Origin of the sequence: Buttiauxella sp. 3AFRM03 (genome assembly GCF_003675305.1) — a bacterium.
In the GTDB taxonomy this organism is placed as follows: Bacteria; Pseudomonadota; Gammaproteobacteria; order Enterobacterales; family Enterobacteriaceae; genus Buttiauxella; species Buttiauxella ferragutiae.
The window spans coordinates 2,708,855-2,724,859 of the sequence record NZ_CP033076.1; the positions used below are offsets into that span (position 1 = coordinate 2,708,855).

General features: G+C 51.7%; 11 protein-coding genes and 1 rRNA gene. 3 read left to right on the forward strand and 9 right to left on the reverse strand.

Annotation, left to right across the window (positions count from 1 at the left end; all coding sequences use genetic code 11):
* The first annotated feature begins 39 nt into the window (after positions 1-39).
* Both panS and D8682_RS14125 read left to right on the forward strand, forming a co-directional pair.
* Positions 40-987 carry a ketopantoate/pantoate/pantothenate transporter PanS gene (panS, locus tag D8682_RS14120; protein WP_064541288.1) on the forward strand — a complete coding sequence of 316 codons (948 nt, stop codon included), beginning with the start codon at positions 40-42 and terminating at the stop codon, positions 985-987.
* A 196-nt stretch (positions 988-1,183) separates the two neighbouring features.
* Positions 1,184-1,456, forward strand: coding sequence for a DUF3811 domain-containing protein (locus D8682_RS14125; RefSeq protein WP_064541291.1), 273 nt, complete (start codon positions 1,184-1,186; stop codon positions 1,454-1,456).
* Here D8682_RS14125 and rluF read toward each other — a convergent pair whose 3' ends face one another.
* The 4 genes from rluF to metH form a co-directional block, all read right to left on the reverse strand.
* Positions 1,457-2,329, reverse strand: a complete 873-nt coding sequence (gene rluF, locus D8682_RS14130; protein WP_121814543.1) for a 23S rRNA pseudouridine(2604) synthase RluF — start codon at positions 2,327-2,329, stop codon at positions 1,457-1,459. It lies immediately after the preceding gene.
* 95 nt (positions 2,330-2,424) lie between these two features.
* A complete protein-coding gene (locus D8682_RS14135; protein WP_370090666.1) occupies positions 2,425-2,838 on the reverse strand; it encodes a hypothetical protein in 414 nt (137 codons plus the stop codon).
* Between the two features lie 61 nt (positions 2,839-2,899).
* Complete coding sequence (locus D8682_RS14140; protein WP_064541300.1) at positions 2,900-4,528, reverse strand: Na/Pi cotransporter family protein; 1,629 nt, start codon at positions 4,526-4,528, stop codon at positions 2,900-2,902.
* A 242-nt stretch (positions 4,529-4,770) separates the two neighbouring features.
* Positions 4,771-8,454: a methionine synthase gene (gene metH, locus D8682_RS14145; RefSeq protein WP_064541318.1), complete on the reverse strand. Its 3,684-nt coding sequence runs from the start codon at positions 8,452-8,454 to the stop codon at positions 4,771-4,773.
* Positions 8,455-8,639: 185 nt separating this feature from the next.
* Between metH and iclR the strand changes: the two genes are divergently transcribed.
* A complete protein-coding gene (gene iclR, locus D8682_RS14150; protein ID WP_064541323.1) occupies positions 8,640-9,473 on the forward strand; it encodes a glyoxylate bypass operon transcriptional repressor IclR in 834 nt (277 codons plus the stop codon).
* On the opposite strand, the gene aceK is transcribed toward iclR, so the two are convergent.
* The 5 genes from aceK to rrf all read right to left on the reverse strand — a co-directional run bounded on the left by aceK (position 9,470) and on the right by rrf (position 15,871).
* A complete protein-coding gene (aceK, locus tag D8682_RS14155) occupies positions 9,470-11,212 on the reverse strand; it encodes a bifunctional isocitrate dehydrogenase kinase/phosphatase (RefSeq protein WP_064541325.1) in 1,743 nt (580 codons plus the stop codon). The genes iclR and aceK overlap by 4 nt on opposite strands.
* Positions 11,213-11,369: 157 nt before the next feature.
* The gene (gene aceA / locus D8682_RS14160; protein WP_064541328.1) at positions 11,370-12,677 is read right to left on the reverse strand and encodes an isocitrate lyase; all 1,308 of its coding nucleotides are present in this window, start codon (positions 12,675-12,677) and stop codon (positions 11,370-11,372) included.
* A 33-nt stretch (positions 12,678-12,710) separates the two neighbouring features.
* Positions 12,711-14,309 carry a malate synthase A gene (gene aceB, locus D8682_RS14165; RefSeq protein ID WP_121814544.1) on the reverse strand — a complete coding sequence of 533 codons (1,599 nt, stop codon included), beginning with the start codon at positions 14,307-14,309 and terminating at the stop codon, positions 12,711-12,713.
* A 259-nt stretch (positions 14,310-14,568) separates the two neighbouring features.
* Complete coding sequence (gene metA, locus D8682_RS14170; protein ID WP_064541334.1) at positions 14,569-15,498, reverse strand: homoserine O-succinyltransferase; 930 nt, start codon at positions 15,496-15,498, stop codon at positions 14,569-14,571.
* Between the two features lie 257 nt (positions 15,499-15,755).
* Positions 15,756-15,871, reverse strand: a 5S ribosomal RNA gene (gene rrf / locus D8682_RS14175).
* Positions 15,872-16,005 lie beyond the last annotated feature (134 nt).

Consider the following 16,005-nt stretch of genomic DNA (forward strand, 5'->3'; position numbering starts at 1 on the left):
ATAACCATAAAACAACACAACACTTGCAAGGATCTCAATATGCTCGCTGTATTCACCCGGCTGTTTCCGCTCTGGGCGGTTCTGCTGTCTGTACTCGCCTATTACACTCCCGCAACGTTCACGCCCATCGGCCCGTGGGTCAGCACGCTGTTGATGCTGATTATGTTTGGTATGGGTGTGCATCTGCGCATAGATGATTTTAAACGGGTGCTATCACGCCCAGCTCCTGTTGCGGCAGGGACTTTTCTGCACTATTTGATCATGCCGCTGGCAGCATGGGTTCTGGCAAAGCTGTTCCATATGCCACCTGACCTTTCCGCAGGCATGGTTCTGGTAGGAAGTGTGGCAAGTGGCACAGCGTCAAACGTGATGATTTATCTGGCAAAAGGCGATGTGGCGCTCTCAGTAACCATTTCCTCGGTTTCCACACTGGTCGGGGTTTTTGCGACACCTTTGCTGACGCGTTTGTATGTCGATGCGGATATCAAAGTGGATATAGTGGGTATGTTGCTTAGCATCCTGCAAATCGTGGTCATTCCGATTGGCCTTGGATTGATTGTGCATCATCTTTTCCCGCGCCTTGTAAAGCGTGTAGAGCCCTATTTACCGGCGTTTTCGATGCTCTGTATTCTGGCGATTATCAGTGCCGTAGTGGCGGGTTCGGCTTCGCATATCGCGTCTGTTGGCCTGATGGTTATCATCGCTGTGATTTTGCATAACGGTATTGGGTTACTGAGCGGATATTGGGGCGGGAAGCTGTTTGGATTTGATGAATCCACGTGCCGCACACTGGCAATTGAAGTGGGTATGCAGAACTCAGGCCTTGCGGCGACTCTCGGTAAGATCTACTTCTCGCCATTAGCTGCACTACCTGGCGCACTGTTCTCGGTGTGGCACAATCTGTCCGGCTCGATTCTGGCGGGTTACTGGTCTGGCAAACCGATTGATGAAAACAACGGTAAGCATTTGAAAAAACGCCGCGCCTGATTCAACTCTGATTGAGCAAACTGCCCGGGAATCCGGGCTTTTTGCTTTTAACTCAGCGAAACGATGACAATCTTGCCATTGCAACTGAGCATATTTACCAACATTTTAGGGTAACTTTGCGACCAGACGCTGATTTTTACTGAGCTAGCGGGCACTTTGCTTTACACTGGAGGCCACTTCTTAAGAGGCCGCAACAATGTCCACATCAAGACTGACACAACAAGATATGACCGAAGCCGAGCAGCGCGAATTGAAAACGCGGCTAGACCGCGCACGCATCGCCCATGGTCGTCCCCTGACAAACTCAGAAATCAACCACGTTAAAAAAACTTATATCGACCAACTAATGGAAGCGCGTGAACAAGCAGCTAAAAAAGTTCGCCAAATCAAAAAGCAAAAAGCAGCAAAACCAGATACTTCTGCAACCTATTCCTGGTCTGCCAACAGCCATTCACGCGGAAAGCGCTAACTAGCGCCCTTTCTTTTTGCGCCCTGGCTGGGCAAAGCGTTTGCGCGAAGCAAGCTCTGCCGGGGTTTTCGCGCTGCTCTTTGGCCCTGCACTTACCGGTTTTTTGGCAACGGTAGGTTTGGATTTTGGCTTTTTCGCAGGCTTCGCCTCGGAAGAAGAGTTCTCAATCAATTTAAACAGCTCAACCAATTCATTATCGGTTAAATCACGCCATTCACCCAGCGGCACCCCTTTCATGCTGACGTTCATAATGCGAGTCCGCTCAAGCTTCGTCACTTCATAACCAAAATGTTCGCACATACGGCGAATCTGACGGTTAAGCCCTTGTACCAAAGTGATGCGAAACACAAACGGCGCTTCTTTCTTCACTTTGCATTTCTTGGTGACCGTTCCCAGCATAGGCACACCTGCGCCCATGCCACGAATGAACTCGTCGGTGACTGGTTTATTGACCGTGACGACGTACTCTTTTTCATGGTCATTCCCGGCACGCAGGATTTTATTCACCAAATCGCCGTGATTGGTGAGGAAAATCAACCCCTGGGAGTCTTTATCTAAACGGCCAATCGGGAACACGCGTTTACTGTGGTTAACAAAATCGACAATGTTGTCTTTTTCGCCATCTTCGGTGGTACTCACGATACCCACAGGCTTGTTCAGCGCGATAAGCACCAGGTCGTCTTCATCACGGGGTTCAATTAACTGACCGTTGACCTTCACCACATCTCCGGCAAATACCTGGTCGCCAATCGCGGCGCGTTTGCCGTTGATGAAAACATTTCCCTGTTCGATGTAACGATCGGCATCACGACGGGAGCAGATACCGCTCTCGCTAATGTATTTGTTCAGACGTATAGATGAGTTGGTCAGCATGGTTCCTCCGTAAAACCTGGAATATACCTTACCTGAGGGGCGATGCGAACAGACTCGGGCAACAAACGCGAAGTTCATTGCCCGTAGAGGGGTGTTTATTTTGCAGGTGTCGCCGCAACAATGGCTAACCGTTTCTGAATATCTTTATCGAGGTTATTGACCCAATGATTATACGAGCGGTGAATTTCGCCACCAGAGGCCAGTAAATTCACGCTGTTTACATAGTTAATTGAGTAATCTTTCTCGCTGTAGTTAATACGCACAGTGACGCTGTGCTTGCGAATGTTTTGTGTCGCATTAATGACGCCAGGCCCCGCTACCGACATAATCCAGTCGCGCCCTTGTCCGGCGGTGATAATCGCCTCCTTAACCTGCTCAGTCGTGACATGAGAGGTGATTATCGTCCGTGGCGTGCGAACCGGTTCAGTCCTGTCTAACGCCGAACATCCTGCCAATGCTGCAATACACACTACACCTGCCAACATCTGTTTTAGTTTTAGCTTCATCATTAAATTCCATTTTTAATCCATCAACAGAACGGATTATAAGCTGATGATTCATGCAGGAAAATTAGTATTCATCACGATCATCATCGTCGGGTTGTTCCAGAACGCTGTAGGCCACGGCGCAGAATAACGAGTTCAGGCGCTTCATATCGCCGAGCAAGCCCAGATGAAGTGAGCTGGTTTCGATACTCTGCACGTTTTGCTGATGCAGACGATCAACGTGGGCATGCGAGAAGCGGCGGTTCAGAATGCGGAAGCGATGTTTATTACGGCGCAAACGGCGCGCGCTGTTCACATCCGCGGAGAAGAATACCGACAGACTGAGTTTCAGGTTGCTGGTGAGTTGCTGAAGCAGAATATCCAGTTCTTTCAGGCCATCCGGGGAAAACGCCCGGCGCGCAGCTAACGATTTATCGGCGACTTCGCTACCCATACGTTCGAGAATATCCGCCGCCTGTTCGAGGTTTAGCGACATCTCGATAATTTCCGCCCAACGGCGCGATTCGACTTCCGCCAGCTCTTCTTTCTGCATCTGCGCCATATACAGTTTAATCGCGGTATACAGCACATCGACATCGTCAGCGAGTTTGCGCAGCTCTTTTTCCTGGCGCGGTTCGCCGTGCATCACCTTGCTCCAGGTATCCAGCATTTGCTCAAGCACATCCCCCATACGTAAGGTTTCACGTGCAGCGTTCGATAGCCCAAGCGCCGGAGTATCCAGCGCGGTGACATCCAGATGTTTCGGCTTCATACGCGCATCGACTTCAGGGACTTCGCTAATCACCCTACGGCAAAAACGCGCCATCGCCCCGGCAAACGGCACCATCGCCAGGCAGCGAATCAGGTTGTAGAAGACGTGGAAATAGATAACCAGTTCAGATTCCGGCTGCGACAGTTTCTGCATCGCATCCGCCAGAATATGCACGAACGGCAGCACGATGATACCGCCCACCAGCTTGAACAGCAGGCTCCCTAACGCGACTCGGCGCGCCGCTGCATTCGCGGTGCTGTTGTTGATCATCGCCAACAGGCCAGAACCGAGGTTAGCACCAATCACCAGACACAGCGCGACATCAAACGAGATGATACCAGCAGAGGTCAGCGTGGCGGTCAGCAACACGGCAGCGAGGCTGGAATAACTGATAATCGCAAACATCGCGCCAATCAGTGCATCGAGCATGATGTCGCCCGTCAACGAGGCGAAAATCACCTGCACTCCGGAAGCCTGGGTTATCGGTGTGACGGCGGCAACAATCAATTCCAGCGCCAATAAAATCAACCCAAGGCCGATACCGACGCGCCCGAGTTGGCCCGCCCGCGTCTGTTTACGGCTGAGGAAGAAAATCACGCCAAGGAAGATGAGTAGCGGCGACAGCCAGGAAAGATCGAAAGTCAGGATTCGCGCCATCAGCGCCGTCCCTACATCCGCGCCCAGCACGATGACCAGCGCCGGTGTGAGAGCCACCAAATCCTGGGCAACAAACGAGGTCACCAACATGGTGGTGGCGTTGCTGCTTTGCACCAGCGCGGTGACACCAATACCCGCGCAGAAGGCGAACGGTTTTTTTTCAACACTGCGGCTAAGCACGCTACGGAGATTGGCCCCATACACTCGCATGATGCCGGTACGCACAATGTGTGTGCCCCAGACCAGTAGCGCCACCGCAGAAAGCAGATGCAGTAAAGTAAGCACGCGTTCTCCTGGAGGTTTTTACTTAATAAATTCCAGTATATAACGCCTGGCGACAATTAAACGATTCGAGATGTAAACCACCCTCACCCTGACCCTCTCCCTGAGGGAGAGGGAATAAGGCGGGAAGCGCCTCTCCACGAGGGAGAGGGAATAAGGTGGTAAGCTCCTCTCCACGAGGGAGAGGGCCTAAACGGTGTGCTCCTTCTCCTGGGAGAGAAGGTTGGGATGAGGGCGTGCGAATGTTAGTCCGCGTCGTAGCCCAGGTTCGGAGCTAACCAGCGTTCAACATCGGTCACCGACATCCCTTTGCGACGCGCGTAATCTTCCACCTGGTCACGTTGAATCTGCGCTACAGCGTAGTATTTGCTGTCAGGATGGCTGAAGTACCAACCAGAAACGGAAGCACCAGGCCACATGGCGTAGGACTCGGTAAGTTTCATGCCGATCACGTTTTCTACATCCAGCAATTCCCAGATAGTCGCTTTTTCAGTGTGTTCCGGGCAGGCCGGATAGCCCGGTGCCGGGCGAATCCCCTGGTAGTTTTCGCGGATAAGCTCTTCGTTGCTGAGGTTTTCTGTTGGTGCATAGCCCCAGTAAACTTTACGCACCCGCTCATGCAGATATTCAGCAAACGCTTCAGCCAGACGGTCAGACAACGCTTTCACCATGATTTTGTTGTAATCATCATGCTGCGCTTCATAACCTTCTGCCAGTGCGTCTTCTTCCATACCGCCAGTGACCGCAAACGCGCCGATGTAATCTTCTTTGCCACTATGTTTTGGCGCGACAAAATCAGCCAGACAGTAGTTGGCAAAACCGACTTTCTCGGTCTGCTGACGCAGATGGTGCGCCACAGTTTGTACTTGGGTACGAGATTCATCGCGGTAGATTTCAATGTCATCATCCACGCGGTTTGCCGGGAAAATCCCCACCACGCCACGCGGCGTCAGGAGTTTTTCGGTATGCAGTTTGTCCAGCATATCGTTAGCATCTTTAAACAGGCGCTGTGCCTCTTCACCCACCACTTCATCTTCAAGGATGCGCGGATATTTCCCGGCCAGCGACCAGGTCATAAAGAATGGCGTCCAGTCGATGTAATTGCGCAGCGTTTCGATGCTGGCGGTCACTTCCTGCACACCCGGGCGGTGTGGTACCGGAGGCGTGTAGCTTGACCAATCAAATGCCAGATCGTTTTCACGTGCGGCAGCAAGCGACACCGGTGGAGTGCGCGGTTTTTTACGGCCATGTTGGGTACGCACGGTGACATATTCTTTGCGTGTACGTTCTACGAAATCGTCATGCTGTGTTGGCGAGAGTAGCGCTGAAACCACGCCAACGGTGCGCGAGGCGTTTTGCACGTAAACCGTTGGGCCACTGTAGTTTTGCTCTATTTTCACCGCCGTATGCGCTTTAGAGGTGGTCGCCCCACCAATCAGCAGCGGCAGCGTAAAGCCCTGGCGCTCCATCTCTTTGGCGACGTTGACCATTTCGTCCAACGACGGTGTAATCAACCCGGAGAGGCCGATAATGTCTGCGCCGACTTCGCGGGCGGTTTTCAAAATCTTCTCGGTTGGCACCATTACGCCAAGGTCGATGATTTCGTAGTTGTTACATTGCAACACCACCCCGACGATATTTTTGCCGATGTCGTGGACATCGCCTTTCACCGTGGCGAGCACGATTTTGCCGTTGGTTGAGCCTTTTTCTTTGCTGGCTTCAATGTACGGTTCGAGATACGCCACCGCCTGTTTCATCACGCGGGCAGATTTCACCACCTGCGGCAGGAACATTTTCCCTTCGCCAAACAGGTCGCCAACCACGTTCATGCCATCCATCAGCGGGCCCTCAATAACCTGAATCGGGCGTTCAGCCTGCTGACGAGCTTCTTCGGTGTCGAGTTCAATAAACTCAGTGATACCTTTCACGAGTGAGTATTCAAGGCGCTTTTTCACGTCCCAGCTACGCCATTCGGCTTGTTGCGCGGCCGCGCCGTCGTCACTTTTGCTACCGCGATATTTCTCGGCCAGATCCAGTAAACGTTCGGTACTGTCATCACGACGGTTGAGGATCACGTCTTCGACGGCATCACGCAGCTCCGCAGACAAATCATCGTAAATCGCCAGTTGCCCGGCGTTAACGATGCCCATGTCCATTCCGTTACGGATGGCGTAATAGAGGAATACGGCGTGAATGGCTTCGCGCACCGGGTCGTTGCCACGGAAGGAGAACGACACGTTCGACACGCCGCCGGAGATCATCGCATGCGGCAGTTCGCGTTTAATGTCAGCACACGCGCCGATAAAATCCTGGGCGTAGTTGTTGTGCTCTTCGATTCCGGTCGCGACGGCAAATATATTCGGGTCGAAAATAATATCTTCTGGCGGGAAGCCGACTTCTTCAGTCAGAATTTTATAGGCGCGGCGGCAAATTTCGATTTTGCGCTCGCGAGTATCAGCCTGGCCGACTTCGTCAAACGCCATGACCACCATCGCGGCACCGTAGCGGCGCACCAGTTTGGCGTGATGGATAAATGCCTCAACACCTTCTTTCATCGAGATGGAGTTAACGATGCCTTTGCCCTGAATGCACTTCAGGCCTTTTTCGATGACGTCCCATTTCGAGGAGTCAATCATGATTGGCACGCGGGCGATATCTGGTTCACCGGCAATCAGGTTGAGGAAACGCACCATCGCCGCTTCGGCATCGAGCATCCCTTCATCCATGTTGATGTCGATGATTTGCGCGCCGCTTTCGACCTGTTGCAATGCCACTTCTAGCGCTTCGTTATATTTTTCTTCTTTGATCAGGCGCTTAAATTTGGCGGAGCCGGTGACGTTGGTACGTTCACCGACGTTGACGAACAGGCTGTCAGCGCCGATGTTTAGCGGTTCAAGCCCTGCCAGACGGCATGCCACCGGCAAGTCTGGTAGTTTACGTGGGGCAACGCCTTCAACCGCTTTGCTCATCGCCGCGATGTGTGCTGGTGTGGTACCACAACAGCCACCGATGATGTTCAGGAAACCTGCCTGCGCCCATTCGCCAATCTGGCGCGCCATTTCATCGGCATCGAGATCGTATTCACCAAAAGCATTTGGCAGGCCGGCGTTCGGGTGTGCGGTGACGTAGCAGTCAGCAATGCGTGAAAGCTCAGCCACGTACTGACGCAGTTCATCTGGCCCCAACGCACAGTTCAGGCCGAAGGTCAGCGCATCGGCATGGCGTAATGAGTTATAGAAAGCTTCGGTGGTTTGCCCGGAAAGGGTGCGGCCTGAGGCGTCGGTAATGGTGCCGGAAATCATGATTGGCAGGTCGACACCCAGCGCTTCAAATTCGGTTTTCACCGCAAAAATAGCGGCTTTGGCGTTCAGGGTATCGAACACCGTTTCAATCATGATGAGATCTGCACCGCCTTCCACCAGCGCACGCGTGGATTCGCGATAAGCCTCCACCAGCTGATCAAAAGTGACGTTACGGAATGCCGGGTCGTTCACGTCAGGTGAAATAGACGCAGTACGGTTGGTTGGGCCTAATACCCCAGCCACGTAGCGCGGTTTTTCCGGTGTGCGTGCGGTCCATTCATCGGCACAAGCGCGGGCAAGTTTTGCCGCCTCGTAGTTAATTTCCGCCGACAGGGATTCCATTTGGTAATCCGCCATCGCGATGGTTGTTGAGTTGAAGGTGTTGGTTTCGACGATGTCGGCACCGGCTTCAAAGTAGGCGTAGTGAATGGCGGCAATAATTTCCGGTTTGCTCAGCACCAGCAAATCGTTGTTCCCTTTCAGGTCACACGGCCAGTCTGCAAAGCGTTCACCCCGGAAATCGCTCTCATCAAGACGGTAGCTCTGGATCATGGTTCCCATACCACCATCCAGTACCAAAATGCGTTGCTGCAACTGCTGATGCAGTTTTTCTAATTTATTGCTCACTCTCGCTCCCACCTGTTTACCCAAGCCTGTCAGCCTAACCAATCATACTGTCACAAGTTGTAATGGGCGCAAAGCAATGGAACATGAGACATGTTCACCTGACTGATCCGATGAGTTGGATGCAGGTTGCATTATCGCCAAATAAAACGAAAATGATTTCCACGATATGAAAACAGGAGTCAGTTATGGTCGCTGCCGTTCCCGCCAAACGTGGAAAAAAACCACGTACAGCCACAGTGGCTGCACCACAGCCTACCGGACAGGTTCAGTCATTAACTCGCGGTTTGAAACTGCTTGAATGGATTGCCGAATCGCACGGTAGCGTGGCACTCACTGAACTTGCACAGCAAGCTGGCTTACCTAATTCCACTACGCATCGTCTGCTGACTACCATGCAGCAACTTGGCTTTGTTCGCCAGATTGGCGATTTGGGCCACTGGACGATTGGCGCACATGCGTTTGTCGTCGGCAGTAGCTTCCTGCAAAGCCGTAATCTGTTAGCGATTGTTCACCCGATGCTGCGCAAGCTGATGGAAGATTCCGGCGAAACGGTGAATCTGGCGGTGCTTGACCATAGCGACCATCAGGCGATTATTATCGACCAGGTGCAATGCGCTCAACTGATGCGGATGTCGGCACCCATTGGTGGCAAATTGCCGATGCATGCCTCTGGCGCAGGCAAGGTGTTTCTCGCCAATCTGAGTGATGACGAAGTCGTGACGTTGCTGCACCGCAAAGGGCTGCACAGCTATACGCCTGCCACGCTCACTTCCCCGCTGCATCTGAAAGAAGATTTAGCGCAAACCCGCAAACGCGGTTATTCATTTGATGATGAAGAACATGCGCTGGGGCTGCGTTGTGTGGCGGCGTGTATTTATGATGAGCATCATGAAGCGTTTGCGGCGATTTCGATTTCCGGGCCAATTTCTCGCGTGACAGATGATCGCGTAACCGAGTTGGGTGCGTTAGTGATAAAAGCAGCCAAAGAGATTACCCAGGCTTACGGCGGCGGGCGTTAACCCGCCTGCTTCAATTCTCCGAAACGGAGAATAAACCGCTGACGTTTGCGATAAGCAAAAACATCTTCCACATGCCCGTTGCGGATACGCTCCTGCAATGCGCGCCAGTAATCCGCACGGAACAAGTCGCTGTGCATTTCATCAAATATCTGGCGAATACGCGGGTCGGCGCATAAGTAGTGGCGGAATTCTTCAGGGAACACGTCGCCTGGCGCCACGCTGTACCACGGCTCGGCAGAGAGTTCGTCCTCCGGATAACGCGGCGGCGGGACGTCGCGGAAATTCACCTCGGTCATATAGCAAATTTCATCGTAATCGTAGAACACCACCCGCCCGTGGCGTGTCACGCCAAAGTTCTTAAACAGCATGTCACCGGGGAAAATATTCGCCGCCGCAAGCTGGCGAATCGCGTTGCCATATTCCTCAACGGCATCTCGTAATTGCTGGCCTTCGACCTGTTCCAGCCACAAATTCAGCGGCACCATTCGGCGTTCAATATAAAGATGGCTGATGGCGATGCGGTCACCGAGGTCGGTGAGTTTTTCAGGAACTTCCTGCTGTAATAATGCCAACAGCGGCTGGCTAATTTGATGTTTAGACAGCACAAAGTTTTCAAACTCCTGGGTATCGGCCATGCGCCCGACACGATCGTGCTCTTTGACCAGTTGATAGCATTCGCGCACGCGTTCGGCGGTCACCTCTTTTTGCGGCGCAAACTTGTCTTTAATCACCTTAAATACCCGATCAAAACCGGGGAGCGTAAACACCAGCATCACCATGCCACGAATGCCTGGCGCTTCAATAAACTGCTCATCGGTAGCAGAAATGTAGGTCAGATATTCACGATAACTTTCGGTTTTACCGTGTTTCTGGCAGCCAATCGCCATATACAGTTCAGCGGTGGTTTTGCCGGGGAGCAGCTCACGTAACCATTCCACCAGAGCCGCAGGGTGTGGGGCATAAACCATAAAGTAGGAACGGGCGAAACCAAAAACAATGCTGGCTTCGGCGCTGCTGGTTAAGCAGGTATCCACCACTAAATATCCGTCATCGGTGCGATGAATCGGCAGCAAAAACGGCACCTTGCCCGTCGGAAGCACCAGCTTCCCGACCAGCCAGGCGGCTTTGTTGCGATAAAACAGCTCGTTGGCAATGTCGAGGGAAGCCTGCTGCAAAGCCTCAGCACCAAAGGTTTCGTTGAGATGCGCAATGATGTAACCCGCATCACGTGCTAAATCTTGCCACGGCAGGCGCAAAGGTAAATCTCTGAGCAAGGAACGCAAAAGTGGCTGCCATCCTAAAGCCGGGGTAAAGGTTTTTGACAGCGGACGGGGGATAGTACGGAAACGTTTTTCATCCTGAGAGCTGAAGATAAAAAGCCGCTCGGGAGATAACGAGCGGTGATCGAAGAGGCGACAATAAACAGAATTGAAGAAGCTTTCAGCGATTTCGAAACGAGGGTAATCGGGTAACAATTGGGTGTACTGCGCTTTAACACGCAATAAAAACTCGTCGTCAGTATTTTGGCCGCCCGTGATACAGCGCAATTGCTCCACCACCAGGCCAACATGGTGATCATAAAGATGGATGCGGCTTTTCATCGCCCGCTGAACCGCATGCCAGTCAGCCTGCTCGAAGCGCTGCTGCGCTCCGGCAGTTATCTCAAGAAAGCGCCCATACTGCGCGTCAAAACCTTGCAGGATGGTGTGGGCAATTAACAGTTCCAGCCGACGAGTCATGAGTTACTCCGTGGTGTTTTCCACCCTCACCCTGGCCCTCTCCCTAAGGGAGAGGGGATTGATCGTGTTTTCTCCTTCTCCCTGTGAACTGAGGAAGAAAGGATGGATCGTGTTTTTCTCCTTCTCCCTCAGGGAGAAGGTTGGGATGAGGGTTGTTTTAGAACTGTTCTTCTTCCGTCGAACCCGTTAACGCCGTCACCGAAGACGCGCCGCCCTGAATAATCGTCGTCACTCGGTCGAAATAACCCGTGCCCACTTCCTGCTGATGGGAAACGAAGGTGTAGCCTTCAGGTGCTGCGGCAAATTCTGGTTGCTGGACTTTTTCAACGTAATGACGCATCCCCTCTCCCTGCGCGTAAGCGTGCGCCAGGTCGAACATGTTGAACCACATGCTGTGAATGCCTGCCAGTGTAATGAACTGGTATTTGTAACCCATTGCTGACAGCTCCTCCTGGAAGGACGCGATGGTTTTGTCATCAAGATTTTTCTTCCAGTTAAATGATGGCGAGCAGTTGTAGGCCAGTAATTTACCTGGGAAGCGAGCATGAATGGCATCGGCAAAACGGCGCGCCTGCTCAAGGTCTGGCTTTGACGTTTCACACCACACCAAATCGGCGTACGGCGCATAGGCCAGGCCGCGGCTGATTGCTTGTTCGATACCAGCACGAGTGCGGTAGAAGCCTTCTTGTGTGCGCTCACCAGTGACAAATTCGCGGTCGTATTCGTCGCAATCAGAGGTGATCAAATCCGCAGCATCGGCGTCAGTACGGGCAATCACCAGCGTCGGTACGCCCATAACGTCAGCAGCAAGACGAGCAGCAACCAGTTTCTGAATGGCTTCCTGAGTCGGTACCAGTACCTTGCCGCCCATGTGTCCGCATTTCTTCACGGATGCCAGTTGGTCTTCAAAGTGAACGGCAGCGGCACCGGCCTGAATCATCGATTTCATCAGCTCGAATGCGTTCAGTACGCCACCAAAACCCGCTTCGGCATCGGCGACGATCGGCAGGTAGTAATCGACATAGCGCGGATCCCCTTCTTCAATGTTCGAGGCCCATTGGATCTGATCGGCGCGGCGGAAAGTATTGTTGATCCGATCGACCACCGCAGGGACGGAGTTTGCCGGGTATAGCGATTGGTCCGGGTACATGCTGGAAGCCAGGTTGGCATCTGCCGCAACCTGCCAACCAGAAAGATAGATGGCTTCAATACCTGCTTTTGCCTGTTGTAACGCTTGCCCGCCAGTTAACGCACCCAGGCTATTGATATAACCTTTTTTCGATTCGCCATGTAGCAAACGCCACATCCTGGCCGCGCCATTTTGCGCCAGGGTACATTCCGGATTCACCGAGCCGCGCAGCTTAATGACTTCTTCTGCGCTATACGGGCGCTTAATGCCTTCCCAGCGTGGTTGTGTCCAGTCTTGTTGTAATTGTTGGATTTGTTGGGTGCGTGAGGTTTTCATTGCAGATGCTCCATATTTTTATTTGTGTAGGGTTCAGGCAAGCAGGCGGTAGCCTGGCAGCGTCAGGAAGTCGATTAACGTATCGGAAGTGGTGATTTGCTCCATCAGGCGAGCGGCTTCATCGAAACGCCCCTGGCTGAAACGCTTGTCACCTAATTCTTCCTGAATAACGAACATTTCTTCAGCCAGCATTTGGCTGAACAGCGCCTTAGTGACTGTCTCACCGTTACTCAACGTTTTTTCATGATGAATCCACTGCCAGATAGAAGTACGGGAAATCTCTGCGGTCGCAGCATCTTCCATCAAGCCGTAAATCGGTACGCAACCATTGCCAGAAATCCATGCTTCGATGTACTGCACCGCCACGCGAATATTGGCTCGCATACCCGCTTCTGTGCGCTCACCAGGACAAGGTTCAAGCAGTTGTGCGGCAGTAATCGGTGCGTCTTCTTCACGCAAAACAGGAAGCTGGTTTTTATCGTCGCCCAACGCTTTGCTAAAGACCTCCATCACTGTGTCAGCAAGGCCCGGATGCGCAATCCATGTGCCGTCATGGCCATTGGTCGCTTCCATTTGTTTGTCGGCTTTAACTTTGTTAAGCACCCAGTCGTTACGTTGGCTGTCTTTACTCGGAATGAACGCCGCCATGCCGCCCATGGCGAAAGCACCACGGCGATGACAGGTTTTAATCAGCAAGCGCGAATAAGCATTCAGGAAGGGTTTGTCCATGGTGACGGACTGCCTGTCCGGAAGGACGCGATCCGGATGATTCTTTAGTGTCTTGATGTAGCTGAAAATGTAATCCCAGCGGCCACAATTCAGCCCCACAATGTGATCTCGCAGCGCATGCAGGATCTCGTCCATCTGGAATACCGCAGGGAGCGTTTCAATCAGCAACGTCGCTTTAATGGTGCCACGCGGCAGAGAGAAATGATCTTCAGTAAAACTGAAGACTTCACTCCACCAGGCCGCTTCTTGCCAGGATTGCGTTTTTGGCAGGTAGAAATACGGGCCGCTACCTTTTGCCTGCAAGGCGTCCACGTTATGGAAGAAGTAGAGTGCGAAGTCGAACAAGCTGCCTGGAATAGGCTCATCACGCCAGGTGACATGTTTTTCTGGTAAGTGCAGGCCACGAACACGGCAGACTAATACGGCTGGATCAGGCTTCAACTGGTAGATTTTACCGGCTTCGTTAGTCCAGCTGATCGTCCCGCGAATGGCGTCGCGCAGGTTGATTTGGCCGTCGATCACTTTGCTCCAGCTGGGAGCGAGGGAGTCTTCAAAGTCAGCCATAAAAACTTTGACGTTAGCATTCAGCGCGTTAATCACCATTTTGCGTTCGACAGGCCCGGTGATCTCAACGCGGCGGTCGAGTAAATCGGCCGGAATACCGCGAATAGTCCATTCTGATTCACGAATGGAACTGGTTTCCGAAATAAAATCTGGAAGTTTCCCTGCGTCAATTTCAGCCTGCTGAACGGTGCGTGCCGCCAGTAGCTTATTACGCTGCGGTGTAAAGCGGGTGACGAGCTCACTGAGAAACTCTACTGCATCAGGCGTCAGAATCTGTCGCTCTGGTTCACCAAACGGCTGGCTAAAGGCCAACTCTGCGCTAACTGTCTGTTGTGTCATTGGATTTCTCCCCTCGTCTTATCCCATCGATCATGCCAAATAGATCTGGTACGTCCAGTGTCTGGTTTTCATTCAACAGAGTTAAGACTACTTCATGATTTTTTAAAATCAAAAACAATTTCCATTTTTGAAATGAAAATCATTTATCACATTGATATATATGAAATTAAAATTTATTCATTTGGGGAATGTGTTTTTAGAAAACAAAAAAGGCACCTTAAAGTGCCTTGATCGTAGAGGTGACGGGATGCTGAAACGCTTAGTCGAGCGTTGGATTCATATTGCGCAGATCGAATGGAGTGATCTGGTAGACGTAGTAGTTTAGCCAGTTGGTGAACAGCAAATTCCCGTGGCTACGCCATGTTGCATATGGCTTCTTCTGCGGATCGTTACCAGGGAAATAGTTATATGGCACTTCAGGGTTCAAGCCTGCTTCTACATCGCGGAAATACTCACCTGACAGTGTGTGCGAATCATATTCCGGATGGCCGGTGACAAATGCGATACGCTTGTCTTTGCTGCCAAATAAGTACGCATCCCCCTCTTCTGATTCAGCCAGAACTTCAAGATCGGTATAGTCACGAATCAATGATGCGGGGAAATCTGCGTAGCGTGAGTGTGGTGCCAGAAAAGTGTCGTCAAAACCGCGAGTTAACAAGGCATGTGGGTAAGTGAGGTTGTGTGCATAAACGCCAGACAGCTTATCATTGCGCGTTTGTTTAGGGATGCCGTAGAGAATATTCAGTGCAGCCTGCACAGCCCAACACACAAAGAGTGTTGAGGTAACATGATCTTTTGCCCAATGAATCACCTGTTCGATCTGTGGCCAATACGCAACATCGTTAAATTCTACCAGGCCAAGTGGGGCTCCTGTGACAATCAGACCATCAAAATTTTCATCCTGAATATCTTCGAAGTTGCAGTAGAAATTGTTGAGATGTTCAGTCGGTGTATTACGGGATTCACGGGAGTCGATGCGTAACAGCTGGACGTCAACCTGCAGGGGAGAGTTAGAAAGCAGACGCAAAAACTGGTTTTCGGTCTCAATCTTTTTCGGCATCAGATTAAGTATGAGCACCTTTAGCGGACGGATCTCCTGGTTGCTTGCGCGCGATGTAGTCATAACAAAGACATTCTCATCCCGCAGGAAATTGACGGCTGGTAACTCATCCTGCACCCGAATTGGCATAACCTTATATCCTCACAACATACGTTTAAACGTTTAGACATCCAGATAGCTGAAGATAACCCGACATATGTCAAATGTCGAGTATTCATAAGATAGTTGAAAATGTTTCACTTAAGCACGGATTTTAGAAATAGTGGATTAAACTGCGTACAGGCATGATCTTCAGAGGATTAGAGGGAGGAGATGAGTGTAATTTTCGTAAATCGCAGACAGCAAAAAGCCCTGTACGTCAGTACAGGGCTTTTTGCTTAATTGGAGCCTGGCAGTTCCCTACTCTCGCATGGGGAGACCCCACACTACCATCGGCGCTACGGCGTTTCACTTCTGAGTTCGGCATGGGGTCAGGTGGGACCACCGCGCTAGTGCCGCCAGGCAAATTCTTTGAATTCTTATTATTCGTATCATCCTGATACTCACCCCTTCGGGGCCAACGCTAAGCGTTGTTCAAAATCGTTCCCTACGATTTTGTCTGTTTCATCAACCGTCACAGTCTTACCTGTAACCATC